Here is a 24,624-nt window from a genome sequence, read left to right as displayed (position 1 = left end):
TTGACCCGAGGGTGGCTCAGCCCGCGAGCCCGCTGAGCAGCTGCCGCAGTTCCTGCTTCTCGGTGCCGTCGAGCTGGCCCATGCGCGCCTGCAGTTCGTCGATGCGCTGCTGCTGCGTCTGCCGGTCCAGTTGGGCGATGACGTCCTGGAACTCCTCGCGCCACTTGGGCGCGTCGCCGGGCAGGTTCTGGCTGGCGAGCTTCTGCAGGGCGGCGCCATCTTCGCGGTCGGCGAAGTGTTCGAGCAGCGCGCCGGTGGTGATGTCCGGGCGCGCGCTGACCAGGGCGATCAGTTCGGTGAGCAGCTCGACGCCGGGCTGGCGCAGCGCGACGAAGTGGAACGGCGGTGCCAGATCCAGCGCCAGCGAAGGCTGCTGCAGCAGCAGGGCGATGGCACCCCGCACCAGACTGCGCCGGGGCGGCGCCAGCGGCTGGCTGCCCTGGCGGCGGATCGGGGCCTGCGCGGGCGGCTGGCGCGCGCCGACGCCGGTGAGTTCGGTCAGGCGCTGCTGCATCAGGTCGCCGAACGCACCGTCGGGGATCTGTGCCAGCAGCGGCTTGACGCGCTCGGCCAGCCGCGCCTTGCCGTCGAGCGTGGACAGCGAGACGCCCTCCGACAGCGTGTCGAAAAAGAACTGCGACAGTGGCGTGCCCTCGCGCAACCGCGCGTCGAAGCCCAGCGCGCCTTCCTTGCGCACGATGCTGTCGGGGTCTTCGCCGTCAGGCAGGAACAGGAAGAACGCCTGGCGGCCGTCGCGCATGCGCGGCAGCACCGATTCCAGCGCCTTCCACGCCGCGCCACGCCCGGCGCGGTCGCCGTCGAAGCAGAAGTACACGTCGGGCGCGTTGCGGAACAGCAGCTCGGCATGGTCGGGCGTGGTCGCGGTACCGAGCGTGGCCACGGCCTGGGTGACGCCGTGCTCGAACAGCGCGATCACGTCCATGTAGCCTTCGACCACGATCAGCCGCTCGATCTTCGCGTTCGCCTGCCGCACCTGCCACAGGCCGTACAGTTCGCGACCCTTGTGGAACAGCGGGGTCTCGGGCGAGTTGAGGTACTTGGGGCCCGCGTCCTTGCCGTCGGACGGTGCACTGAGCACGCGGCCGCCAAAGGCGATCACGCGGCCACGGCGGTCGAGGATCGGAAACATCACCCGGTCGCGGAACTTGTCGTAGACGTGGCCGCGATCGTTCTTCGACAACATCCCGCCGCGCTCGAGCAGCTGCAGCCGGCGTGGGTCGGTGCCCAGCGCGTCCTTCAGCGCGGAGAAGCCGTCGGGCGCATATCCGATCGCGAACTGCGTGCACACCGCCTCGCCCACGCCGCGCGCGTCCAGGTAGGCGCGCGTCTTGTCGCTCGTGGACAGCTGGCGCTGGTAGTAGCGCGAGGCCGCTTCCAGCGCGTTGAACAACTCCTGGATGTCGGGATTGGCATTGCGCTGCTGGGTCTCGCGCGGCACTTCCATGCCGGCCTGGCGCGCCAGCTCGTCAACCGCGTCGAGGAACTCGAGGCGGTCGTACTGCATGAGGAACGAGATCGCCGTGCCGTGCGCAGCGCAGCCGAAGCAGTGGTAGAACTGCTTGGTCGGCGAGACGGTGAACGAGGGCGAGCGCTCGTCGTGGAACGGGCAGCGCGCGGAGTACTCCTTGCCCTGCCGCTTGAGCGGCACGCGCGCATTGACCACCTCCACGATGTCGGTCCTGGCAAGCAGGTCATCGATGAATGCGTCGGGGATGCGGGCCATGCGGCTAGTGTATGCCGCAGCTGCCCCGGGCCGCAGGCGATCCCCTACAGCGTTCCCGCCGCCGCCGGCCTTGGCTTGTGCGCCTCGGGCCGGTTGTTGGCGCGTTCGTCGATCACCGCGGTCAGCAGTGCGCCGATGAAGAACACCACGCCGCCGTAATAGATCCATATCAGCAGCAGCACCAGCGCGCCCATCGAGCCATAGGCGCTGCCGGGCGCGGCCTGGGCCAGGTACAGGCCGATTGCCCAGCGTCCGGCCGCAAACAGGGCGGCGGTGATCGCGCCACCCAGGAAGGCCTGCGGCCAGGCCACGCGGCGGTCGGGCAGGTAGTGGTAGAGGAAGGCGAAGGTGACCACGTAGATCAGGAAGGTGACCGCATAGCCCACCGCGGGCAGCAACGAGGGCATGCGCGCGAAGGCGATCTGCAGCGCCGTGGTGGCGACCATCGAGATGATGAGCAGGAAGCCGATCGCCAACACCACGCCCAGCGAGAACACGCGCTTGCGCAGCCACGCCACGAGGCCGGTGAAGCGTTCCGCCTCGCTGCGGAAGATCAGGTTGAGCGCGCCCTGCAGCTGGGCGAACACCACCGTGGCGCCGACGAACAGCAGAATCGTGCTCCAGAGCCCGGCCAGAGATCCCACGTCGGGCTGCTCGGTGGCGTTGCGGATCACGGTTTCGGCCACTGTGGCCGCGCCCGGGCCGGCGAGCTCGCCAAGCTGGTCGATCAGCGACTGCTGCGCGGGCGGGTACAGCGACGCGGTGATCCACAGCAACAGCAGAAGCAGCGGCGCCAGCGACAGCAGCGCGTAGAAGGCCAGCGAGGCGGCCTGGGTCATCAACCCGGCCTCGACGAAGCGTTGCAGCAACGCGCCGGGCAGACTGGCCTGGAAGCGTTCGTTGAGCTGGCGGAGGCGGTCGGTGGCTTGCATGGGCGGGATGATGTCCGACCCGGCGTCGACCCCGCGTCAGCGCGCGCCGACGGCTCGCGCCGTCGCGCCCTCAGCCTGCCAGCTTCTGCTTCACCAGCTTCGAGACCAGGCCCATGTCGGCCTGCCCGGCCAGCGCCGGCTTGAGCACGCCCATCAGCTTGCCCATGTCGGCCGGGCCGCTGGCGCCGGTCTTGGCAACCGCATCGTCGATCGCCGCCTGGATCTGCCCCTCGTCCAGCTGCGCCGGCAGGTAGGTCTGGATGACCTCGATCTCGGCGCGCTCGATTGCCGCCAGGTCCTCGCGGCCGGCGCCTTCGAACTGGCTCACCGAGTCCTTGCGCTGCTTGAGCATCTTCTCCAGCACCGTCAGCACCGCGGCGTCGTCGAGCTCGATACGCTCGTCGACCTCGCGCTGCTTGATCCCGGCATTGACCAGCCGGATCACGCCCAGGCGGTGCTTCTCGCCGGACTTCATCGCGGTCTTCATGTCGTTGGTGAGCTGCTGCTTGAGGGTCATGTCGGGTGGCCGCAATGGGTGGTGGGAAGGAAGGGCGCCGGGCGTCGATCCGGGTGGGGTCGGGCGATGACCGTTCCGGATACTGCGTCCACGCCGCCCGCGCCAAACACAAAAAGCCGGCGACGCTCGCGCGTGCCGGCTTCCTGCAAAGCGACGCGGCTCAGTACAGGCGCTGGCGCTTGGTGACGTCGCGCGACACGCGGCGTACCTGGCGCTTCACCGCGGCGGCCGCCTTGCGCTTGCGCTCCTGGGTCGGCTTCTCGTAGAACTCGCGCTTGCGGGTCTCGGCCAACACGCCGGCCTTCTCGCAGGTGCGCTTGAAGCGACGCAGGGCAAACTCGAACGGCTCGTTTTCGCGGACTTTGACGCTTGGCATAGGGATCTCTGGCTCTCTGGAAAGTCCGGCCCGGATGGCCGGTCTCTGCGAAGGGACTCGCACGTCCCGACCTGGCAGGCCGGGGGAGCCGCGTATGATAGCCGCTCGCCTTGCAACGGCGCAACCGGCGCCCATTTCCCCCCGCATGAAGGTCCTCGGCATCGAATCCAGCTGCGACGAGACCGGCGTCGCCGTCTACGACACCGGCCGTCCCGCCGCCCCCGGCTCGGGCCAGGGCCAGGCCGGCCTGCGCGCCCACGCGGTCTACAGCCAGATCGCGCTGCACGCCGAGTACGGCGGTGTTGTGCCGGAGCTGGCCAGCCGCGACCACGTGCGCAAGCTGCTGCCGCTGATCCGCCAGACCCTGGCCGAGGCCGGTCTCGGCGTCCGTGAGATCGACGGTGTGGCCTATACCGCCGGTCCCGGCCTGGTCGGTGCGCTGCTGGTGGGGGCGGGCGTGGCCCGGTCGCTGGCCTGGGCGCTGGATGTGCCGGCGGTGGGCGTGCACCACATGGAGGGCCACCTGCTGGCCCCGCTGATGGAGGACGACCCGCCGCAGCCCCCGTTCGTGGCCCTGCTGGTGTCGGGCGGACACACCCAGCTGATCGCGGTGGACGGCATCGGCGACTACCGGCTGCTGGGCGAGACCCTGGACGACGCCGCCGGCGAGGCCTTCGACAAGACCGCCAAACTGATGGGCCTGCCCTATCCAGGCGGGCCACAGCTGGCCGCGCTGGCCGAACAGGGCACGCCGGGGCGGTTCCGCTTCGCGCGGCCGATGACCAATCGTCCCGGGCTGGACTTCAGCTTCAGCGGGCTCAAGACCCAGGTGCTGCTGGCCTGGCGGGACAGCGACCAGTCCGCACAGACCCGCGCCGACATCGCCCGCGGCTTCGAGGATGCGGTGGTCGACACGCTGGCGATCAAGTGCGGGCGCGCGCTGGACGCGGCCGGCAGCGACGTGATCGTGGTGTCCGGCGGCGTCGGCGCCAACCGCCGCCTGCGCGCCAGGCTGCACGAGATGGCGCAACAGCGCGGTGGCCGCGCCTGCTTCCCGCGGCCGTCGCTGTGCACCGACAACGGCGCGATGATCGCCTTCGCCGGCGCGCTGCGCCTGCAGGCCGGCCAGCACGACGGCCTTGCGGTGCACGTGACGCCGCGCTGGGACATGGCGTCGTTGCTGCCGGTGGAGGCAGTCCTTGATTCGTGATTGGCAATTCCAGCCCCAACCCTGATCCCCGATTACAGCCCATGGACAAAGTCTTCATCGAAGCCCTCGAGATCGACGCCCTGATCGGCATCTACGATTGGGAGCGACGGATCCGGCAGACGCTGGTGTTCGACCTGGAAATGGGCTTCGACAACCGCGTGCCGGCCGCGAGCGACGACATCGCCGATACGCTCAACTACAAGGCGGTCAGCAAGCGCCTGGTCGACTACGTGTCGCAATCGGACTTCGGCCTGGTGGAAACGCTGGCCGAGCGCTGCGCGGAGATCGTGATGGGCGAGTTCAACATCGACTGGCTACGCTTGAAGCTGAGCAAGCCGGGTGCGGTGCGCGGTGCGCGCGCGGTCGGCGTCATCATCGAACGCACGCGTTCAAGCTGAAGAGGAAGGCGAATTGCAGGAGCAGCTGGAGAGTCTGCAGGCGGCGTTGGCGCCGTATCCATCGACCTATACCGGGCTGGTGGTCGTGGCGCTCCTGCTGGCGGCGTGGCTGGCCAACTGGCTGACCAAGCGGGTGCTGCTGCGCGGCATCCAGCGCGCGCTGGCGGCGACTGCCGCGCGCCACGAGGCGCACGGGGGCGAGGTGCGGATGCGGGTGATCCCGCGGCTGGCCAACGTGGTGCCGGCGATGGTGATCGCCGCCGGCATCTCGGTGGTGCCGGATCTCCCTCCGCAGGTGGTGGCCGTGGTGCGCGCGCTGTGCCAGGCCTTCATCGTGCTCACCGTGGCGCTGGCGCTTTCGCGCGCGCTCGACCTGGTCAACCAGGTCTACGAGCGCCGCCCGGACGCGCGCAACAAGCCGATCAAGGGCTACCTGCAGGTGGCCAAGATCGTGATGTTCGCACTGGTGGCGATCTCGATCGTGGCCACCCTGATCGGTGCGCAGTTCCTGCACATCCTCACCGGCCTCGGTGCGATGACAGCGGTGCTGATGCTGATCTTCCAGGACACGATCCTGTCGCTGGTGGCCAGCGTGCAGATCAGCAACGACGGCCGCGTGCGCATCGGCGACTGGATCGAGATGCCCTCGCAGAACGCCGATGGCGACGTCATCGACATCGCCCTGCACACGGTGACGGTGCAGAACTGGGACAAGACGATCACCACCGTCCCGACCAAGAAGCTGATCAGCGATTCGTTCAAGAACTGGCGCGGCATGAGCGAATCGGGCGGCCGCCGGATCAAGCGCGCGCTGTACCTGGACCAGCGCTCGGTGCGCTTCCTGGACGAGGGCGAGGTGGCGAGGATGCACCGCTTCGTGCTGATCGACAGCTACCTCGATGCCAAGGCATCCGAGATCAGCGAATGGAACGCGACCCTGGCCGGACGCGGCGCCGAGCCGGTCAACCAGCGCCGCGTCACCAACCTCGGCACGTTCCGCGCCTACGTCGAGCAGTACCTGCGCCACCATTCGCGGATCAACCAGGACATGACCCTGCTGGTGCGGCAGCTGCAGCCGACGGCGGAAGGCCTGCCGCTGGAGATCTACTGCTTCACCAGCGACGTGCGCTGGGCCTTCTACGAGACCGCGCAATCCGACATCTTCGACCACCTGCTGGCGATCCTGCCGGAATTCGGTCTGCGCGTGTACCAGACGATGGGCGACGCGCCCCTCGACGTCACCCTGCATCGCCCGGCGGCCGCGCCCGACCCCGCCGACTGAGCGCCGGCGCGCGCGTGGTGCTCGCCGCGGCCGCGGCGGATGCGCGATCATGTGCGCCCTTCCGGAGCGCCCCATGCACACCGCCTACCTGAGCCTCGGCAGCAACCTCGAGCCCGAGCGGCACCTGCGCGTCGCCGTGCAGGGGCTGGGCGAGCGCTTCGACGGGCTGCAGGTGTCGCCGTTCTACCGCTTCCCGGCGGTGGGCTATGACGGCCCGGACTTCCTCAACGCCGCCGCCATGCTCCGCACCGAGCTGGATGCGCACGCGCTCAACGCCTGGCTGCATGCGCTGGAGGACGCGCACGGGCGCGACCGCAGCGGCCCGCGCTACAGCGACCGCACCCTGGACATCGACATCGTGCTGTTCGACGAACTGATCGCCGAAGGCCCCGGTCCTGCCACCGCCGCCGGCACGACGCCGGTGCTGCGCGTCCCGCGCGACGAGCTGCGCCACGCGTTCGTGCTCAAGCCGCTGGCCGACATCGCGCCGGACGCGCGACATCCGGTGTCACGGGACAGCATTGCCGCGCTGTGGGCGGCGCATCCGGACCACGGCGTGGCCTTCGAGCTGGTGGAGCTGGGCTGACGCCGGCTGTCACATCGTCGCCGCTTGCCGCGTCTTCCAGACCATATCCGCGCATTGCGGGCGCCGAGGCGCCCGGACAGGATGCGGACCATCCACCTGAGGCGACGCCATGTTCGAGAAATTCTCCCGCAGTTGGGACCTGGTCAAGGCCAGCGCGTCGGTGCTGCGCTCGGACAAGGAACTGATGCTGTTCCCGGTGATCTCCGGCATCGCCACCCTGCTGGTGCTGGCGACCTTCCTGCTGCCGATGTTCGCGCTGCGGATCTTCGCCGACGGGATCGGCCTGGGCGGCGTGGTGTTCGGCTTTGCGTTCTACTTCGTCCAGTACAGCGTGATGATCTTCTTCAACTGCGCGCTGGTCGGCGCGGCGATGATCCGCCTGGACGGGGGCAACCCGACGCTGGCCGACGGCTTCAATGCCGCCAGGGCGAAAATCCCGGCGATCCTCGGCTACGCGGCGATCGCGGCCACGGTTGGCGTGCTGCTGCAGGGCCTGAAGCAGAAGGACAACTTTCTCGTGCGCCTGATGGGCAGCGCGCTGGGTGCGGCCTGGACGCTGGCGGCGTTCCTGGTGGTGCCGGTGCTGGTGTCGCGCAACATCGGCCCGGTCGATGCGCTCAAGCAGAGCGTGTCCCTGCTCAAGAGCACCTGGGGCGAGAACGCGGTTGGCCAGGTTGGCATCGGCGCCGCGTTTGGCCTGGTCACCTTCGCCGTGGTGCTGGTGGGCGCGGCGCTGACCCTGCTCGCGGCACAGGCTTCGTTTGCGCTGGCGATCGTGGTGGGCGCGCTGTTCCTGCTGGTGGTGCTGCTGGTGGGGATCTACCAGGCGGCGCTGAGCGCAATCTATTCGGCGGCGCTGTATCGCTATGCGGTCTCGCATGAAACGCCGCCCGCGTTCCGCGAAGCCGGGCTGGGGCAGGCATTCCTGCCGAAGGGGCAGTGAGGCGTTTGGGAGCGGCCAGGACGGCTGCTCCCGCAGATCTCTCCCTGCGGTCGAGATGACAGGTGCCCTGCGGTCGAGATGACAACCGGGAAGGTGTCATCGCGAACGAAGTGAGGGATCTCGGATCCTGCTCAATCGCCAAGCGGGTTGCGGCCCCCGTCGACCGACACCACCGAGCCGGTCGTGTATGTCGCATCGCGCAGCAGCCATAGCGCCGTCGCCGCGATCTCCACCACGCTGCCGGTCCGGCCGAGCGCGGTGTGGGCCAGGATGCGTTCCTGCAGCGCCGGATCGGGTGCCTCCGTCGGCCACAGGATCGCCCCCGGCGCGAGCGCGTTGACCCGGACCTCCGGCGCCAGCGCCACGGCCAGGGCGCGGGTCATCGCCTCCAGTGCCCCCTTGCTGATCGCATAGGCCGACAGGTCGGCGCGCGGCTGGCGCGCATACACGTCGCTGATGTTGAGGATGGCGCCACGCGTGGCCTTCAGGTGCGGGGCCGCGGCCTGGGACAGGAAGAACGGCGCGCGCAGGTTGGTCGCCAGCAGCGTGTCCCATTGCGCCGGGGTCACTGTGCCCGCGGGCGTGGGGAAAAAGGCGGCGGCATTGTTGACCAGCGCGTCGAGCCGGCCGAAGCGGCCGACGGTGTGGGCGACCAGTTCGGGTAAGGCGTCGAATCGCGCCAGGTCCGCTTCCTGCACCAGGGTGCTGCCCAGCCGCACGGCCTCCAGTTCCGCCGCCAGCGTGTGGGCGTCCGCAGCGGAGGCGCGGCAATGCACGGCAACGGAATATCCGGCCGCATGCAGCCGGCGCACGATCGCCGCGCCGAGGCGGCGTGCGCCGCCGGTGACCAGGGCCACGGGGGACGAGGCTGGCATGACGTGCTCCGGATTACCGTTATCCTGACGCATTGTCGCCGCAGACACCGCTGATGTCCGACTCCCCACTTTCCGACGACGCGCTTGCCCACAGCGCGCGCCTGCAGGCGCTGATCCGCGAGCAGATCGCCGCGGCCGGCGGTGCGATCCCGTTCTGGCGCTTCATGGAGCTGGCGCTGTACGCGCCCGGGTTGGGCTACTACAGCGCCGGTGCCACCAAGTTCGGCGCCGCCGGTGATTTCGTCACCGCGCCGGAGCTGGGCCCGCTGTTCGCCGAGTGCGTGGCCACTGCGCTCGCGCCGGCGCTGCGCTACTGCGGCGAGGCCGCGTGTTTTCTCGAGATCGGCGCAGGCAGCGGCCGCTTTGCCGGCGATGCGATCGCGCAGCTGCTCGAACTCGAGGCGATGCCGGCGCGCTACGCCATCCTCGAACCCAGCGCCGACCTGCGCGAGCGCCAGCGGGCGCATCTGGCGCAGACGCTGCCCGCGGAGGCCTTCGCCCGCGTCGAGTGGCTGGACGGGCCGCTGCCCGACGACTGGAGCGGCGTGCTGTTCGCCAACGAGGTCCTCGACGCGCTGCCGACGCCGCGCTTCTCGCTGCAGGGCGGCGAGGTCTTCGAGGAGCATGTCGCGCTGGATGGCGACCGCTTCTGCCGGACCGACCGTCCCGCCGACGCGATGCTGTCGGCCGCGGTGCGCCACGTCGAACGCCAGCTAGATGCGCCCTTTGCCGACGGCCACCGCGCCGAGCTGCTGCCGCAGCTGCCGTACTGGCTGCAGGCGGTGGCGGGCGGCATGCAGTCCGGCGCGATGCTGTTCGTCGACTACGGCTATCCGCGCCGCGAGTACTACGACCCGCGCCGGCGCGACGGCACCCTGCGTGCGTTCCATCGCCACCGCATGGTGGAGGACGTGTTCGCGCGCCTCGGGCTGCAGGACATCACCGCTTCGGTCGATTTCACCGCGCTGGCCGAGGCCGGCACCGGCGCCGGCTTCGAGCTGGCCGGCTATTGTTCGCAGGCCAGCTTCCTGATCGGCAACGGCCTTGAGCAGCGCCTGCTTGCGCACGAGGCGCACGCCGCTGACGAGGCCGCGCGCTACGGGCTGCGCCAGCAGGCCAAGGCGCTCACGATTCCCGGCGGCATGGGCGAGCGCTTCCAGGTGATGGGCTTCGCGCGTGACGCGCCGCTGGACGCGGCCTTCCTTGTCGGCGACCTGTGCTTCCGCCTGTGAGCCGGCCACCGCGCTTGGCGTCCAGGCTTGGCCGCTCGCTCAAGCCGCTGCGGCATCCGTGGCCGTGGGTCGCGCTGTGGTGCCTGGCGATCGCGGGGGTGGTGGTGTTTTCGCTGTTGCCGCCGCCGCCGATGCCGGACTTCGACAACAGCGACAAGTGGTCGCATTTCATCGCCTATTTCGCGCTGTCCGCGAGTGCGGTGCAGCTGTTCCGCAACTGGCCCGCGCTGCTGGGTGCGGGGCTGGGCCTGGTGCTGCTGGGCATCGGGATCGAGCAGGCGCAGGGCAGCCTGACCGTCACCCGCATGGCCGACGCCCAGGACGCGCTGGCCAACACGCTGGGCGTCATCGCCGGACTGGCGACGCGCCTGACGCCGCTGCATGACCTGCTGCTGCGGATCGACGGCAGGCGCGACGCCGCGAGCTGAGCGCTGCGCTTCGGTGCGGATCCGCGGCGCTTCGCCCCCACCCCAGCCCAAGCGGAGGAGGGAGCAGAAGCACGAAGCGCGCTCACCCTCCCCCGCAAGCGGAAGAGGGAGCAGAAGCACAAGGCGTGTTCACCCTCCCCCGCCTGCGGGGGAGGGCTGGGGTGGGGGCGAGACGAAGCGACGTCACCCGCCCCCGTGACGATCACAGCCGATGCCGACAGCCCTCAGCGCGGCACCAGCTGCACCCGATCCAGCACCCACATCATCGGCCGCGTATCGCCGGTGGCGGTGAAGCACAGGTCGCTGCGGCCTTCGCCAGCCGCCAGCGGCAGCTCGAGCTCGACGAAGCCATCCTCACCGGTGTGCGCCGGCAGCGGCAGCCTTGCTACCGTGTCGCCACTGCAGCCGCCCGACTGCACCAGCAGCTCGCCGTGCTCCGTTTCGGCGGCCATGAACCTGCGTCCCGGCTCGTCACCGGCAAGCTGGAAGTAGTACGGCAGCCGCCCCAGGCGCACCTTCAGCGATCCGATGCCGTCCAGATCGGCGCCGGCCCACAGCCAGCACGGGTAGAAGATCGTCACGTTGTAGAGCGCGCGCTCGCCATCCACGGGGCCGTCGTCTTCCAGTCGCAGCAGCAGACGCCCGCTGTCCGGGCAGCTCGCCAGCTGCTCGTCGCTGCGCACCAGCAGGCTTGCGGCGCTGTAGGCGTGATGCGTGGCCGGGCCGAGCGCGGTGGTGCCGTGGAATGCCGCGGCGCGGATGTCGAGCGGCAGCGGCGCGTCGATCGGCGCTTCGTACAGCGGCGAATCGGCGTCCGGTTCGCTGCCGTCGGTGGTGTAGCGCACCGCGTAGTCGAGGGCGTTGTCCAGCGTCACGCGCACGCTGCCGGCCGCGCGGTCGCCTTCGGCGCTTGCCATCACCTCGAAGGGCGTCTGCGCGTAGGCGATGTCGAAGGCGCGATAGCGCGCCAGCTGCGCGGGCAGGCGTGTCAGGAAACCGGCGTAGTCCTTGTGTTCGAGCGGCGACCACGCCGATTCCGCCAGCGCCGCGACGCGCGGGAACCAGGCATGCTGCACCCGGTCCCAGGAGCGCAGGTGCTCGGTCCACACGTTGGCCTGCACGCCCAGGACATGCGCGCGCTGCGCCGGCGTGAGCACACCGGGCACCGGATCGAAGTCGTACACGTCGCGCAGGGTGACCTGGGTTGGGCGGCCCGGTGGTTCGTTCGGCGACAGCGTCTGCTGGTAGTCCAGGTACAGCTTTTCCTTTGGTGTCATCACCACGTCGTGGCCGGCGCGTGCGGCGGCGATACCGCCTTCGGTGCCACGCCATGACATCACCGTGGCCTGCGGCGCGATGCCGCCGTCGAGAATCTCGTCCCAGCCCAGCAGACGCCGGTCCTTGCCTTCCAGATAGGTGCCGATGCGCTTGATGAACCAGCTCTGCAGCGCGGTCTCGTCGGCGATGCCGAGTTCCTTCATCCGCGCCTGCACGCTGGCCGAGGCCTGCCACTGGGTCTTGACCGCCTCGTCGCCGCCGATGTGGATGTACGGCGAGGGAAACAGTTCGATGATCTCGTCGAGTACGTGCTCGATGAAGCCGAAGGTGTCCTCGTCCACGTTGAACAGGTACTGGTGCACGCCCCATTCGTTGGACACGGCCGGGGTGTCGCCGAGCGAGCCGTACTGCGGATAGGCCGCCACCACGGCCTGCACGTGGCCGGGCATGTCGAACTCCGGCACGATGGTGATGTGCCGCCGCGCGGCATGGGCGACGATGTCGCGGATCTGCGCCTGCGTGTAGTAGCCGCAGTAGGGCCGAGTCTGCCCGGTGGCCGGATCGGTGCCGGCCTCGCCAGCCGGGATGCGGCAGGCGGCCACTTCGGTCAGCCGCGGATATCTGGGGATCTCGATGCGCCAGCCCTGGTCATCGGTGAGATGCCAGTGGAAGGTGTTGAGCTTGTGCCGCGCCATCGTGTCGAGCAGCTGCTTGATCTGGTCGACCGACTGGAAATGGCGTGCCGAATCGAGCATCAGCCCGCGCCAGGCGAAGCGCGGCGCGTCCTCGATGCGCAGCGCCGGGATGCGCACGGCTTCGCCCTGCGCCGAGGACAGCAGCTGCCAGAGCGTGACCGCGCCATAGAACAGGCCGCGCTCGTCGCTCGCGGCGACGCGCACGCCGTCACGATTGGCCTCGAGCACGTAGCCTTCGGGTGCATCGGGCGAGGCGGTGGGATCGATCGCGAACACGATGCGGCTTCCGCCAGCATCGCCGTCGTCGGCCAGCGCCGGCTCGACGCCGTTGGTTGCCTTGACCATGCGGGCGAACTCGCCGGCCACGCGCCGCGCAATGTCACCCTCGGCACGGAGGCGGGTCGTGGCATCGAAGCGGAAGCTCCCTTCCGCCGGCACCAGCGAGGCCGGTGCCGGGATCAGCGCCGGTGTGGCCACGGTCTCGGCGACGGCATCGACCGCCGTGTCCGCGTGGCTGCTGCATGCGGCCAGCAGGATCAAACAGCCCAAGGCGGCAAAAGGCCGCCAGGCGCGAGGCATCAGGCTCATCGCGACTCCTCGGTGAGCAAAAAAAATGCGCGGGTCCAGACAGTCCGGACCCGCGCGAACTACGGCATCGATCGGGAGGGGATGCCGTCAGGTCTCAGAACTGCACGCGCAGTGTGGTCAGGTAACGTCGGCCGGAGCGATAGACGCCGCGGGTCAGCTGCGCTGTGTCCGCATAGCTGTGGTAGGCCTCGTCGAGCAGGTTCATCGCATCGAAATTGAGGCTGACGTTGTCGTTGAACCGGTAACCCAGCGACAGGTCCATGGAGGTGTACGGGCGCACCCACAGGTTGTCGCCGCGGTCCACGTTGGTGAAGTACTCCGAACGCCAGGAGGCGCTCAGCCGCGCGGTGAAATGATCGTTCTCGAAGTAGGGGCTGATGTTGAGCTGGTACTTCGAGTTGTACGGCATCGGATCGCCGGAGCTCGCCTCGGCATCGGCGTAGGTGTAGTTGGCCACGAGCCCAAAGCCGGCCGCGATCTGCTGCTGCCAGGCCAGCGCGACACCCTGGATCTTCGCGGTTCCGGCGTTGTCCGGGCGGCCCACCTGGTAGGTACTCACCTCATCCTGCGACTGGTTGAAGTGCTGTTCGGGTCGGGTCGTGGTCAGGATGTAGTTGTCCACGTCCTTGTAGAACAGCGAGGCGGCCAGGATGGCGTCCTCGGCGAAGTACCATTCGGCCGAGAGGTCGAAATTGGTCGATTCATACGGGTCGAGTTCCGGATTGCCGCCGCCGCCGGTGAGGGTCTGGTCGCCCAGCCACAGGTAGCTGGACATGTCGCTGTAGTTCGGACGGGCGATGACCTTGGCGCCGGAGAAGCGCAGCACCACGTCGTCGGCCAGGTCGTAGGCCAGGTTCACGTTCGGCAGCACGTTGTTGTATTTCTTGCCGACCACGTTCGGCGCGTAGCCGTTCGCCGGGCAGGGCGGAGGCGCATCGGTACGCACGCACTGCCAGCTGTGGCTCTCGGTCTCGGTCTGCACGTAGCGCAGGCCGAAGTTGCCACGCAGGCCGTTCAGGCTGAAGTCCGCCTGCACGTACGCCGCGTTGATGTCTTCGACGATGCGCCAGGTATTGGCGGCAAACGACGGGTCGTTGAATGTGCTCGGTTCGGGCATGGTCTGCCACGGTGCGAGCCAGTCGCCGCTGAGGATGTAGTCGGCCAGGGCCCAGCCATCGATGGTGAACCGGTCGCCCAGGTCCCCGTAGCCCGAAAAGCCGGTGAGATAGTTGCCCGGCACCGGCTGCGGATTGAACATGTCGGCGGTCGCGTCGCCGTAACCGGCGACCGAGGCCAGCGAAACGCCGCCCATCTTCTGCTCGGTTTCATGCTCACGCCGCTTCGCGCCAAAGCGGAGCAGATACACCGGCGAGTCGAGCTTCAAGCCGAAGTCGACCTGGCCGTAGGTCTCCTCATCCCAGGTCGGCTTGAACACGATGTTGCCGCCCCAGCCCGTGTTCCAGGAAGGCGGCGGCTGCGTCGGGTCGGCGCCCCAGCCACCGTCCATGCGGAACGCGGACGGATCGGTGAACGGATTCAGGCCTTGGTAGCTCAGGCTGCCCGGGTGCGAAGGCGCCTGGCTGATGTCGTAGCTGTAGTCGGACCGGTTGAGGAATTCGCCGAACACTTGTTGGTCGGTGCCGCCGGTGGCCTTGGTGTTGCCCACGTGCGCCGATGCGAACCAGCGCTCGCCGTCCCATTTGGCCTTCAGGTCGTAGGACTCGGTCTCGACCGTGGACTTGCGGTTCTGCACGTCGAACACCGACAGCGCGTTGCGGAACGTGCCGCGGGTGATGATGTCGTCCTCGACGGTGACGTCGGTCAGCCGCATCAGGCTGTTCCACGCGTTGCCCATGAAGGCAAACATCGACTGGTTGATGTTGTCGTAGCTGGCGTCGATCTTGAGCGCGTTGAACTCGATGTCGAGTTCTTCGACGGGGCGGAACTGCAGCGCCAGCGAGTAGCTGTTGCGTTCGCGCTGCTGCTCGAAGAACGAGGCGCTGAGCGAGTTGGGGCCGCGCGCGTCGAGGTTCGCCTCCAGCGTGTCGGCGCAGGCTCCCACGCAGGAGGCCGGCAGGGTGGGCTGCGAGCCGTCGGGGTTCGGCGGCTGCGACCAGTCCGCCGGCAGGTTGTTGACCGAACCACCCCCGCCCTGGCCATCGCGATAGTCGCGCGCCGACACGCTGCCATAGGCTTCGATGCCATCGCGTCGGATCGTTTCGTCCAGGCGCTGTGCGGAGAACACGACGCCGAAGTTCTCGGCCTGGTTTTTCCAGCCCAGCATCAGCGAGCCCTGCGGCTTGCCGTCCTCGTCGCGGTCGTTGTACAGGTAGCCGAGCTGGCCGCTGACCATGAAACTATCGTCCAGGTCGAGCGGCTTGCGCGTCTCCACGATCACGGTGCCGCCGATCGAGCCCTCGTCGATGTGCGCCTCGGGCGACTTGTACACCGTCACCTTGCCGACGATCTGCGGCGCGAGCAGCGAGTAGTTGAAGGTGCGGCTGGGGTGGTCGAGGATGAACCAGTCTGCCGAGGCCACCGACTGGCCATTGAGCAGGGTGCGATTGAGCGCCGGATCGGTGCCGAGGATGCTGACGCGTTCGCCCTGGCCAAACAGGCGGTCGATGGTGACGCCCGGGATCATGGTCATCGCCTCGGCCACGTTGGTCGACGGGAACTTGCCCACGTCCTCGGCGGTGATCACATCGATGATCGCGTCGGAGTTGCGCTTGGTGTCCAGCGCCTGCTGCAGGCTGGCGCGGATGCCGGTGACGACCACGCGGTCGAGGCTGGTGGCCTCGTCGGACGTGGTCCCGGCGGCGGCGTCCTGTGCCTGCGCCTGCGCGGCAACCCCGAGGCACACGGCGATCGCGGCCGACAGCATGGATGTGCGGTGCTTCATGACGGTTCTCTCCCTTCGAAAATGGGTGTGGCTGTGGCCGCCGGCCGGGGGTCCGGTGGCCCGTGGCTGGCCCTTGCGTCCGCCCTGGTGGCGGCGCGCGGGCCGGGGTCAGGTCAGGTGCGCATCCGTGCGTTGGTTGTCGTTTCGTCGCTGGTCGAGGTACCAGCCGGCGGCGCCGATCGCGCCCAGCTGCCCGTGCTCGACCAGGGTCACGGGAATGCGCAGCAGCGATTCGCGCATCGGCCCCTTGTCGAGGAAGCGCTGCACGAAGCTGCTGCCGGCAAGGAAGCCGCGGATCTGCGGCAGGATTCCGCCGGCCAGGTAGACGCCGCCGCGGGCGCCGTAGAGAAGCGCCATGTCGCCGACCGCGCTGCCGAGCAGGCCGCAGAACAGCTCCAGGGTTTCGCGTGCCAGGGCGTCGTCGCCGGCGATGGCGGCGCCGCTGATCGCATCGGGCGTCGCCTGCGAGGGCGCCAGGCCGCGCACCTGCGCCAGCGCCACATGCAGGCGCAACAGCCCCGGCCCCGACAGCGCGTGTTCGATCGGCACATGGCGGCGCTCGCGCAGGAACTCGCGCAGCACCGCCATCTCCAGTTCGGTCGATACCGTCAGTGCCGCCTGGCCGGCTTCGGTGGCGAGCACCTGCGCGCGGCCGTCGCGACCGGGAATGCGCACCGCCGCGCCCAGTCCGGTGCCGGGTCCGACCACGAGCGTCGGCCCGGAGGGCGCGACATCGGGCCCCGACAGACGCAGCAGCGTATGCGCATCGGTGGCGGCCACCGCGTGCGCGACCGCCTCGAAGTCGTTGACCAGCAGCAGCTCCTCGAAACCGAGCTGGTCGCGGATGCGCTGCGGCGCCACCGGCCAGGGCAGGTTGACCGACAGCACGGTGCCATCCTCGCGCGCGTGTCCGGCGCAGGCGATCACGCCGCGCCGCACCGTGGCCGCGTCGGGGAGGGTCGACAGGAAGGCCTGCAGCAGCTCGGCCAGGCCGGCGAAGCCGGCGCAGGGGTACTTGCGGTAGTGCAGCAGGCGGTCCGGCGCACGGCTGTCCACCAGTCCGACGCGCACATGCGTGCCGCCGACATCGGCGGCCAGGAATGGCGCCGGCGCTGGCAGCGGGCCAGGGCTGGCGGGCAAGTGGCGGGTCGTTGCTCCCACGAGGACTCCTGCAAACCACCGCTACGGGTTGCAGCGGTGTGGCCGCAGAGTGCTGACGTGGTGACAACGATGTCAAGCAGGCGCTACCGAGCGCCCCCTGGGCATCCGGCATTAGCGATACGGACGCGAAAATAAGCCGTCACAGATGTTGGTCGTTGCACATTTGTCGGTAAAACCCGCCTGATGTCCCGGGATGGCTCCGCGCTGTCGGAATGTCCCGTGCTGCAGGACAGCACCCGATTGCGCAGGCCCCAGGGGCGCCCGGCTGGGCCTGTGGCTGGAATTCCTGTGGGAAGTATGACAACGTTAGTCACGCACCCCGGGGGCAGGACAAGCGACGACGACATGCGTATCAACGAGGAGCAGGGCAGCCCGCGCAAACCGACGATCCGCACCGTGGCCGAACGCGCCGGGGTGTCGCTCAAGACCGTCTCGCGGGTGATCAACAACGAGCCGGCGGTGCTGCCGGCGACCCGGGCGCGCGTGCTGCAGGCGATCGCCGAGCTCGACTACGAGCCCGACCCGTCTGCGCGCAACCTGCGCAGTGCCAGCGCCTACGTGATCGGCCTGGTCTACGACAACCCCAACCCGTACCACATCATCGGGCTGCAGAACGGCGTGCTCTCGGCCTGCCGCGAAACCGGATTCGGACTGCAGATCCACCCCTGCGACGCCAGCTCGCCGCTGCTGGCCGAGGAACTGCTGGAGCTGGTGCAGCGCTCGCGCCTGGCCGGGCTGGTGCTGACTGCGCCGATTTCGGAGCGGATGGAACTGATCGAGGCGCTGGCGAAGGCCGGCGTGCGCGCCACCCGCATCATCGCCGCGGCCGAAGACCCGCGCGATGGCTACCCCTGCGTCTATGTCGACGACCGCGACGCCGCCTACGAGATCACCGAGCACCTGGTCCAGCTTGGCCACCAGCGCATCGGCTTCCTGTGGGGCGGGCAGGAGCACCTGTCCAGCTCCGAGCGCTACCTGGGCTACGAACAGGCGCTCAAGGATTACGGCATCACCCTGGACAAGCACCTGGTGATCCCTGGCGACTACACCTTCGACGACGGCTTCCGCGGCGCGCGCCGGCTGCTGGCGCTGCGCGATCCGCCCACCGCGATCTTCGGATCCAACGACGAGATCGCCGCCGGCGTGCTGGCCGCGGCCAAGTCGGCGGGCATGAACGTGCCCTTTGATCTGTCGATCGCCGGCTTCGAGGACAGCCCGTTCTCGCGCCAGTCGTGGCCGGCGCTGACCACGGCCAAGCAGGCCACCGAGGAGATCGCGCGCCACGCTGCGCGCATGCTGATCGCGGGCTTGCGCCAGGATGCGGCCGCGCAGCCCAACCAGGCCTTCGTGCCGCAGCTGGTGGTGCGCGGCTCGACCGCACCGGTGCGGCCGCGTGCGCCGGCGCACGCGCACGCGCCGGCCCCCGCTCCCGCTGGAGACCAATGAACACCATGACCGCAGATTCCGCGCCTGCGTGCGCCAGTACCACCTCGATGTTCCGCGAGGCGGCGCAGGCTGCAGCGGTGGTGGAGGCGCAGTTCGCCGCCAACCGCGACCTGCTCGCCGCGCTCGGGGCCGATCTGCGGCGCAGGCCGCCGGCATTCGTCGCCACCTGCGCGCGCGGCAGCTCCGATCACGCCGCGACCTTCGGCAAGGCGCTGATCGAGACCCGGCTGGGCCTGGTCACCGCGTCGGTATCGCCGTCGGTGGGCTCGGTCTACGGCGTGCGCCAGCGGCTGGGCGATGCGCTGTTCATCGCGATCTCGCAGTCGGGCCGCAGCCCGGACCTGCTGCGCAACGCCGAGGCCGCGCGCGAGGCCGGTGCGCGCGTGGTCGCGCTGGTCAACGTGGCCGATTCGCCGCTGGCGGCGCTGGCCGACGTGGTGGTGCCGCTGCACGCCGGTCCCGAGCACAGCGTGGCGGCGACCAAGAGCTATCTCGCATCGCTCTCGGCGCTGCTGCAGCTGGTGGCGCTGTGGCGCGGCGACGAGGCACTGACGGCCTCGCTGGACGCGTTGCCCGCGGCGATGCGCCAGGCCTGGGACTGCGATTGGTCTCCGGCGCACGAAGGCCTGCTCGCTGCGCGCAACCTGTTCGTGCTGGGCCGCGGCCTGGGCCTGGGCGCGGCCCAGGAAGTGGCGCTGAAGTTCAAGGAAACCTGCGGCCTGCACGCCGAGGCCTACAGCTCGGCCGAGGTCAGGCATGGGCCGATGGCCCTGGTGGGCGCCGGCTTCCCGGTGCTGATGCTGGTGCAGCCCGATGGCACCGGTCCGGGCACCTGCGCGCTGGCGGACGAACTGCGCGCGCGCGGCGCCAGCGTTTGGCTGGCCGACGACGGCGATAGCGCGGAGCTGCCCGTGCCCGCCGCGCCGCACCCGGCGTGCACGCCGTTGCTGCAGGTGCAGGCCTTCTACCGGATGGCGAACGCGCTGTCGCTGGCGCGCGGCTTCGATCCGGACACGCCGCCGCACCTCAACAAGGTCACCGAGACGGTCTAGTGCCTGGCCTTTCCTACAGTGCGGCATTGCGTGGACATCCCGGTAGGGGTGGGGGCCTCGCCAGGTCTCGCAAGCGTGCATGCATGCGTGCACGCGGCGCGGCAGCATTTCCGGGAGCGGGACGATGCCGATGACGGCGCTGGTCAACGGGCGCGTGCTGCTCGACGACGGGTTCGGCGATGGGATCGCCGTCCTGCACGAGGACGGCCGCGTCGTCGCGGTGACGCAGGCGGATGACCGGCGCGTGCGCGATGCCGAGCGCATCGACCTGCAGGGCGGCACGCTGGTGCCCGGCTTCATCGACGTGCAGGTCAACGGTGGCGGCGGCGTGCTGTTCAACAACACGCCCAGCGTCGAGGGCATTCGCGCGATCGCGCGCGCGCACCGCCGTTTCGGCACCACCGGCCTGCTGCCGACCCTGATCAGCGATCGCGCGCAGGTCATGCGTGAAGCCGTTGGCGCCGTGCGCGACGCCATCGCGCAGCGGGTGCCCGGCGTACTCGGCATCCATCTTGAAGGCCCCTACCTCGCCCCCGCGCGCAGGGGCACGCACGACGCCGGCATGTTCCGCGTGCCGGATGCGGACGAAATCGCGCTGGCGACCTCGCTCGACAACGGCGTGACCCTGCTCACGCTCGCGCCCGAGCAGGTGCCGCCGGAGACGCTCGCGGCCCTGCTCGCGCGCGGCGCGATCGTCGCGGCCGGCCACACCGCCGCCAGCTACGATCAAGCGCGCGCGGCGCTGGACGCCGGCATCCGCGGCTTCACCCATCTCTACAACGCGATGTCGCCGCTGCTCGGGCGCGATCCCGGCACGGTTGGCGCCGCGCTCGAGGACCGCGACAGCTGGTGCGGCATCATCGTCGACGGCGTGCACGTGCACGCGGCCAGCCTGCGCGTGGCGCTGGCGGCCAAGCCGCGCGGCAAGCTGTTCCTGGTAAGCGACGCGATGCCGATGGTCGGCGCGGACGATCCTTCATTCTCGCTTTATGGCGAAACCATCAGCGCCGTCGATGGCGTGGTGCGCAACGCCGCCGGCGCGCTGGCGGGTTCTGCACTCGACATGGCCAGTGCGGTGCGCAACACGGTGCGCCTGCTCGGCCTGCCGCTGGAGGAAGCCGCGCGCATGGCTTCGCGCTATCCCGCGCAGTTCCTTGGCCTGGGCGATCGCTACGGCTCTGTCGCGCCGGGATATGCGGCCGACTTCGTGTTGCTCGATGAAGCGCTGCAGGTGCGCGCGACCTGGATTGCCGGCGCCATGGAGCGCCACGCCGCTTGAACACCGCCGCGCGACGTTTTGCCTCGGTCGATGCGCTGCGCGGCCTGACGGTGGCGGCGATGCTGCTGGTCAACAATCCCGGCGATTGGGGCCACGTCTACGCCCCGCTGCTGCATGCGCCCTGGCACGGCTGCACGCCGACCGACCTGATATTTCCGTTTTTCCTGTTCGTGGTCGGCGTGTCGATCGCGCTTGGCCTGGTGCCGCAGCTGGAGCGCGGCGTCGATGCGCGCACGCTGCACCGCTCGATCCTCTCGCGCGGGCTGCGCATCATCGCGCTGGGACTGCTGCTGCACCTGGCGGCGTGGTGGGCGTTCGACATGGCGCACTACCGCATTTCGGGCGTGCTGCAGCGGATCGGGCTGTGCTTCCTGGTCGCCGCGCCGCTGGCCCTGCACCTGCGCCCGCGCGCGCAATGGCTGCTGATCGCGGCGCTGCTGCTGGGCTGGTGGCTGCTGCTCGCCGCGGGCGACAGCTACGAGCGCTACGCCAATCTCGCCGACCGCATCGATACCGCGCTGCTGGCGCCCTGGCTCTACGACTTCGAGGCCGCAAGCGGGCGCGGCCACGATCCCGAAGGACTGCCGGCGACCCTGCCTGCGATTGCGACCGTCCTGCTTGGCGTGCGCGCAGGCGCGTGGCTGCGCGGCGGACAGCTGCGCGCGCTGGTGTGCGCGGGACTGGCGATGCTGGCGCTGGGCTGGCTGTGGTCGCTGGCGATGCCGATCAACAAGGCGCTGTGGACTTCGTCCTACGTGTTGTGGAGCGCCGGCTGGGCGGCACTGGCACTGGCGCTGGCGCACCTGCTCATCGATCGCCGCGGCTGGCCGGCGATCGGCCGCAGTTTTGGTGTCAATGCGATCGCCGCCTACGCCGGGTCGGCGCTGATGGTCTACGGGCTGGCGGGCATCGGCGCGTGGAGCGCGATCTACCGCCACGGCTTTGCGTGGATGACACCCCATACCGGCCCGTGGTTGCCGTCACTGGCCTTCGCGCTGGCCCTCGTCGCACTGTGGTGGGCCATCGTGCGCGGGATGGACCGGCGCGGCTGGATCCTGAAGATCTGACGCGGCGCGGTTCACCGCCGGATCACGGCGCGTCGCTACGCTTGCCGCATGCGCGTAACCACAACCGGCCGAAGCCGCCGCACACCGCGCCGGCCGCTGACGCCGGCCGAACGCGATGCCGTTGAGGCGGGGCTCCACTACGTCAGCGACACCGCGCCGGGCATCCAACGCCAGCGCTGCGGCCGCGGCTTCCGCTATCTGGATCCCGACGGCGGCAGCCTGCGCGATGCGGACACGCTGGCGCGTATCCGCTCCCTGGCCATTCCGCCGGCCTATCGCGAGGTGTGGATCTGCCGCTCGGCGCGCGCCCACCTGCAGGCGACCGGACGCGACGCACGCGGCCGCAAACAGTATCGCTACCACCCGGACTGGCGCCCGTTGCGCGATGCCAACAAGTTCGACCGCATCGTCGCCTTCGGTCGCGCGCTGCCGAAGCTGCGGCGGCGCGTGCGCGCCGACCTCGCGCTGCCCGGGTTGCCGCGCGAGAAGGTGCTTGCCGGCGTGGTCGCGATCATGGCCAACACCCTGATCCGCGTGGGCAACGACTGCTACGCGCGCGAGAACGGATCGTTCGGCCTGACCACGCTGCGCACCCGGCACGCGCGCTTCCTTGGCAAGGAACTGCGGCTGCAGTTCAACGGCAAGGGCGGGCGCGCGCACGAGGCCGGCATCCAGGATCCGCGCCTGCTGCGGCTGGTGCGCGCCATGCATGAGCTGCCGGGACAGCGCCTGTTCCAGTACCGCGACGAAGGCGGCGAGCTGGTGCCGGTGGAATCGAACGACGTCAATGCCTACCTGCGCGAGTGCATGGGCGATGCGTTCACCGCCAAGGACTTTCGCACCTGGGGCGCGACCGAGGCCGCGTTCCGGCAGCTGGCGGAGATTCCCGCCGACGCGGCGACCTCGGACACCGCAGCCGCCGGCGTGTGCCGCGAGGTGGTGACGTCGGTCGCGGCGATGCTGGGCAACACGCCCACCGTGTGCCGCAAGAGCTATGTCGACCCGCGCGTGTTCGATGGCTGGCGCGACGGAACGCTGCATCGAAAGGCCCGGCATGCCCGTGGACCGAGGCAGTGGGAGGCGGCGCTGCTCGGTTTCCTGTCGCGCGGCGCCCGCGCGCCGAAACGCCCCTCGTAGGAGCGGCTTCAGCCGCGATCGTCGTATCCGGCGTCCCCGCACGCGTGATACCTGCATGCAACCATCGCGGCTGAAGCCGCTCCTACAGGGGGGGTTGTGCAGGATCGCTCGCGTCGTTGGCTTCGGCCGACGCCCGCGCAGCGCCGATGGCCTGCACGCGCGCCTTGCGCAGCGCCTGTCCGATCTGCGGGCCGTCCATGCCCTCGCGAACGATGTCGCGCGCATTCACCGCCAGCGCCGCTGCATGCAGGCGCCGTAGCTCCGCGCCCTGCGGGTACGGCTCGTCCTGCAGGCCCAGGCGGCCGCGCTTGTCGGCCTCGCAGACCAGCGCCAGTGCCGCGATGCGCGCCGGCTTGCGGAACGCGTCGCAGCGCTGCAGCAGGTCGTGCACGGTCGCATCGCGCAGTTCGCGCAGGCGGTGCACGTTGAGGTGTTCGCGGCAGGCGATCAGGGCCAGGTCGCGATGCTCCAGCGGCACCTTGAGCCGCTCGCACAGGGCGCGCAGCGGCGCCAGGCCGGCCTGCTCGTGGCCGATGTGGCGCGGCAGCGCGTGCGCGGGCGTGAGGGCCTTGCCGAGGTCATGGGTCAGCGCGGCGAAGCCGATCACGGTATCGCCCGCCGCGAGCGCTGCGGCCATGTCGCTGACCAGCTCCTGGTGACGTCCGGTATCGACTTCCGGATGGTATTCGGCGCGCTGCGGTACGCCGTACAGCGCGTCGACCTCGGGCAGCACCACCGCCAGCGCGTCGGCTTCGCGCAGGGTGCGCAGGAAGGCCGCCGGCTGCGCCGCGGCCAGGGCCTTGCACAGCTCCTGCCAGACGCGCTCGGCCACCAGGCTGGCGAGTTCGCCGCCCGCGGCCATGCGCTGCATCAACGCCATCGTGTCGGGCGCCACGCGGAAGCCCAGCGGCGCCAGCCGCGCCATGAAGCGCGCCGCACGCAGCACCCGCAGCGGGTCCTCGACGAAGGCCGGGCCAACGTGGCGCAGCAGGCGCGCCTCGATGTCGCGCACGCCGCCGAACGGATCGACCAGGTTGCCGGCTGCGTCCTGCGCGATCGCATTGATGGTGAAGTCACGCCGCTCCAGGTCCTGCTCCAGCGTCACCGACGGATCGGCGTGGACCACGAAGCCGCGGTGCCCGGGTGCGCTCTTGCGTTCGGTGCGCGCCAGCGCATGCTCCTCGCCGGTGTGCGGGTGCAGGAATACCGGGAAATCGCGCCCGACCGGCCGGAAACCCGCGGCCAGCATCGACTCGGGCGACTCGCCGACCACCACCCAGTCGCGATCGCCGGGCGCCAGGCCCAGCAGCCGGTCGCGCACCGCGCCGCCGACGAGATAGGTCTGCATCACGTCAGCGCAGCACCCGCGCACTGAGCAGGCCAAGCATGACGCAGACCCTGCGGCCGAACGTTCTGGCGACCGGCACACTCGGCCGCGACCTTGTCGGCCGGTGCTTCAGTGATGTTTCGCGTCAGTGCGTCAGGCAGGCCCATGG

General features: G+C 69.8%; 21 protein-coding genes. 12 read left to right on the top strand and 9 right to left on the bottom strand.

Annotation, left to right across the window (positions count from 1 at the left end; all coding sequences use genetic code 11):
• Positions 1-16 precede the first annotated feature (16 nt).
• The 4 genes from dnaG to rpsU form a co-directional block, all read right to left on the bottom strand.
• Entirely contained in the window at positions 17-1,744 is a 1,728-nt protein-coding gene (gene dnaG, locus ACW5DW_RS11475) for a DNA primase (protein ID WP_457019002.1), read from the bottom strand.
• A gap of 44 nt (positions 1,745-1,788) precedes the next feature.
• Positions 1,789-2,676 carry a YihY/virulence factor BrkB family protein gene (locus ACW5DW_RS11470; RefSeq protein ID WP_457019001.1) on the bottom strand — a complete coding sequence of 296 codons (888 nt, stop codon included), beginning with the start codon at positions 2,674-2,676 and terminating at the stop codon, positions 1,789-1,791.
• A gap of 70 nt (positions 2,677-2,746) precedes the next feature.
• The gene (locus tag ACW5DW_RS11465; protein WP_457018999.1) at positions 2,747-3,193 is read right to left on the bottom strand and encodes a GatB/YqeY domain-containing protein; all 447 of its coding nucleotides are present in this window, start codon (positions 3,191-3,193) and stop codon (positions 2,747-2,749) included.
• A 160-nt stretch (positions 3,194-3,353) separates the two neighbouring features.
• Complete coding sequence (gene rpsU / locus ACW5DW_RS11460) at positions 3,354-3,569, bottom strand: 30S ribosomal protein S21 (RefSeq protein ID WP_457018998.1); 216 nt, start codon at positions 3,567-3,569, stop codon at positions 3,354-3,356.
• Positions 3,570-3,714: 145 nt separating this feature from the next.
• Between rpsU and tsaD the strand changes: the two genes are divergently transcribed.
• The 5 genes from tsaD to ACW5DW_RS11435 all read left to right on the top strand — a co-directional run bounded on the left by tsaD (position 3,715) and on the right by ACW5DW_RS11435 (position 7,988).
• A complete protein-coding gene (tsaD, locus tag ACW5DW_RS11455) occupies positions 3,715-4,779 on the top strand; it encodes a tRNA (adenosine(37)-N6)-threonylcarbamoyltransferase complex transferase subunit TsaD (RefSeq protein ID WP_457018997.1) in 1,065 nt (354 codons plus the stop codon).
• Between the two features lie 41 nt (positions 4,780-4,820).
• Positions 4,821-5,177 carry a dihydroneopterin aldolase gene (gene folB / locus ACW5DW_RS11450; RefSeq protein ID WP_457018995.1) on the top strand — a complete coding sequence of 119 codons (357 nt, stop codon included), beginning with the start codon at positions 4,821-4,823 and terminating at the stop codon, positions 5,175-5,177.
• Between the two features lie 13 nt (positions 5,178-5,190).
• Positions 5,191-6,459: a mechanosensitive ion channel family protein gene (locus ACW5DW_RS11445; RefSeq protein WP_457018994.1), complete on the top strand. Its 1,269-nt coding sequence runs from the start codon at positions 5,191-5,193 to the stop codon at positions 6,457-6,459.
• A gap of 73 nt (positions 6,460-6,532) precedes the next feature.
• A complete protein-coding gene (folK, locus tag ACW5DW_RS11440; protein WP_457018993.1) occupies positions 6,533-7,045 on the top strand; it encodes a 2-amino-4-hydroxy-6-hydroxymethyldihydropteridine diphosphokinase in 513 nt (170 codons plus the stop codon).
• Positions 7,046-7,154: 109 nt separating this feature from the next.
• Complete coding sequence (locus ACW5DW_RS11435; protein WP_457018992.1) at positions 7,155-7,988, top strand: DUF6159 family protein; 834 nt, start codon at positions 7,155-7,157, stop codon at positions 7,986-7,988.
• Between the two features lie 131 nt (positions 7,989-8,119).
• On the opposite strand, the gene ACW5DW_RS11430 is transcribed toward ACW5DW_RS11435, so the two are convergent.
• Positions 8,120-8,863 carry a pteridine reductase gene (locus ACW5DW_RS11430; protein WP_457018991.1) on the bottom strand — a complete coding sequence of 248 codons (744 nt, stop codon included), beginning with the start codon at positions 8,861-8,863 and terminating at the stop codon, positions 8,120-8,122.
• A 53-nt stretch (positions 8,864-8,916) separates the two neighbouring features.
• Between ACW5DW_RS11430 and ACW5DW_RS11425 the strand changes: the two genes are divergently transcribed.
• Positions 8,917-10,095, top strand: coding sequence for a class I SAM-dependent methyltransferase (locus tag ACW5DW_RS11425; protein ID WP_457018990.1), 1,179 nt, complete (start codon positions 8,917-8,919; stop codon positions 10,093-10,095).
• 14 nt (positions 10,096-10,109) lie between these two features.
• Positions 10,110-10,523, top strand: a complete 414-nt coding sequence (locus ACW5DW_RS11420; protein WP_457018988.1) for a VanZ family protein — start codon at positions 10,110-10,112, stop codon at positions 10,521-10,523.
• 224 nt (positions 10,524-10,747) lie between these two features.
• Here ACW5DW_RS11420 and ACW5DW_RS11415 read toward each other — a convergent pair whose 3' ends face one another.
• The 3 genes from ACW5DW_RS11415 to ACW5DW_RS11405 form a co-directional block, all read right to left on the bottom strand.
• Positions 10,748-13,084, bottom strand: coding sequence for a beta-N-acetylhexosaminidase (locus tag ACW5DW_RS11415; protein WP_457018986.1), 2,337 nt, complete (start codon positions 13,082-13,084; stop codon positions 10,748-10,750).
• A gap of 94 nt (positions 13,085-13,178) precedes the next feature.
• A complete protein-coding gene (locus tag ACW5DW_RS11410; protein WP_457018985.1) occupies positions 13,179-15,986 on the bottom strand; it encodes a TonB-dependent receptor in 2,808 nt (935 codons plus the stop codon).
• Between the two features lie 108 nt (positions 15,987-16,094).
• Entirely contained in the window at positions 16,095-17,147 is a 1,053-nt protein-coding gene (locus tag ACW5DW_RS11405) for a glucokinase (protein WP_457018984.1), read from the bottom strand.
• A gap of 345 nt (positions 17,148-17,492) precedes the next feature.
• Here ACW5DW_RS11405 and ACW5DW_RS11400 point away from each other — a divergent pair, with 345 nt between their 5' ends.
• The 5 genes from ACW5DW_RS11400 (at position 17,493) to ACW5DW_RS11380 (ending at position 23,128) form a co-directional block, all read left to right on the top strand.
• On the top strand, positions 17,493-18,593 hold the full coding sequence (locus tag ACW5DW_RS11400) for a LacI family DNA-binding transcriptional regulator (RefSeq protein WP_457018983.1): 1,101 nt from the start codon (positions 17,493-17,495) through the stop codon (positions 18,591-18,593).
• A gap of 5 nt (positions 18,594-18,598) precedes the next feature.
• On the top strand, positions 18,599-19,645 hold the full coding sequence (locus ACW5DW_RS11395) for an SIS domain-containing protein (RefSeq protein WP_457018982.1): 1,047 nt from the start codon (positions 18,599-18,601) through the stop codon (positions 19,643-19,645).
• 124 nt (positions 19,646-19,769) lie between these two features.
• Positions 19,770-20,924: an N-acetylglucosamine-6-phosphate deacetylase gene (gene nagA / locus ACW5DW_RS11390; protein ID WP_457018981.1), complete on the top strand. Its 1,155-nt coding sequence runs from the start codon at positions 19,770-19,772 to the stop codon at positions 20,922-20,924.
• Entirely contained in the window at positions 20,921-21,991 is a 1,071-nt protein-coding gene (locus ACW5DW_RS11385; RefSeq protein ID WP_457018980.1) for an acyltransferase family protein, read from the top strand. The genes nagA and ACW5DW_RS11385 overlap by 4 nt, the downstream gene beginning before the upstream one ends.
• Before the next feature lie 48 nt (positions 21,992-22,039).
• Entirely contained in the window at positions 22,040-23,128 is a 1,089-nt protein-coding gene (locus tag ACW5DW_RS11380; RefSeq protein WP_457018978.1) for a DNA topoisomerase IB, read from the top strand.
• 82 nt (positions 23,129-23,210) lie between these two features.
• On the opposite strand, the gene ACW5DW_RS11375 is transcribed toward ACW5DW_RS11380, so the two are convergent.
• A complete protein-coding gene (locus ACW5DW_RS11375; RefSeq protein WP_457018977.1) occupies positions 23,211-24,476 on the bottom strand; it encodes a multifunctional CCA addition/repair protein in 1,266 nt (421 codons plus the stop codon).
• Positions 24,477-24,624: the final 148 nt, after the last annotated feature.

This window comes from Luteimonas sp. A482, from assembly GCF_054072655.1.
Note: the sequence above shows the minus strand (reverse complement) of the source record. Positions and strands in the feature narration are given on the sequence as shown.

Coding starts and splice junctions, on each gene's coding strand:
- dnaG (WP_457019002.1), bottom strand. CDS start 1,744: ATGGCCCGCATCCCCGACGCATTCATCGATGACCTGCTTGCCAGGACC.
- ACW5DW_RS11470 (WP_457019001.1), bottom strand. CDS start 2,676: ATGCAAGCCACCGACCGCCTCCGCCAGCTCAACGAACGCTTCCAGGCC.
- ACW5DW_RS11465 (WP_457018999.1), bottom strand. CDS start 3,193: ATGACCCTCAAGCAGCAGCTCACCAACGACATGAAGACCGCGATGAAG.
- rpsU (WP_457018998.1), bottom strand. CDS start 3,569: ATGCCAAGCGTCAAAGTCCGCGAAAACGAGCCGTTCGAGTTTGCCCTG.
- tsaD (WP_457018997.1), top strand. CDS start 3,715: ATGAAGGTCCTCGGCATCGAATCCAGCTGCGACGAGACCGGCGTCGCC.
- folB (WP_457018995.1), top strand. CDS start 4,821: ATGGACAAAGTCTTCATCGAAGCCCTCGAGATCGACGCCCTGATCGGC.
- folK (WP_457018993.1), top strand. CDS start 6,533: ATGCACACCGCCTACCTGAGCCTCGGCAGCAACCTCGAGCCCGAGCGG.
- ACW5DW_RS11435 (WP_457018992.1), top strand. CDS start 7,155: ATGTTCGAGAAATTCTCCCGCAGTTGGGACCTGGTCAAGGCCAGCGCG.
- ACW5DW_RS11430 (WP_457018991.1), bottom strand. CDS start 8,863: ATGCCAGCCTCGTCCCCCGTGGCCCTGGTCACCGGCGGCGCACGCCGC.
- ACW5DW_RS11425 (WP_457018990.1), top strand. CDS start 8,917: ATGTCCGACTCCCCACTTTCCGACGACGCGCTTGCCCACAGCGCGCGC.
- ACW5DW_RS11415 (WP_457018986.1), bottom strand. CDS start 13,084: ATGAGCCTGATGCCTCGCGCCTGGCGGCCTTTTGCCGCCTTGGGCTGT.
- ACW5DW_RS11410 (WP_457018985.1), bottom strand. CDS start 15,986: ATGAAGCACCGCACATCCATGCTGTCGGCCGCGATCGCCGTGTGCCTC.
- ACW5DW_RS11400 (WP_457018983.1), top strand. CDS start 17,493: ATGCGTATCAACGAGGAGCAGGGCAGCCCGCGCAAACCGACGATCCGC.
- ACW5DW_RS11395 (WP_457018982.1), top strand. CDS start 18,599: ATGACCGCAGATTCCGCGCCTGCGTGCGCCAGTACCACCTCGATGTTC.
- nagA (WP_457018981.1), top strand. CDS start 19,770: ATGCCGATGACGGCGCTGGTCAACGGGCGCGTGCTGCTCGACGACGGG.
- ACW5DW_RS11380 (WP_457018978.1), top strand. CDS start 22,040: ATGCGCGTAACCACAACCGGCCGAAGCCGCCGCACACCGCGCCGGCCG.
- ACW5DW_RS11375 (WP_457018977.1), bottom strand. CDS start 24,476: ATGCAGACCTATCTCGTCGGCGGCGCGGTGCGCGACCGGCTGCTGGGC.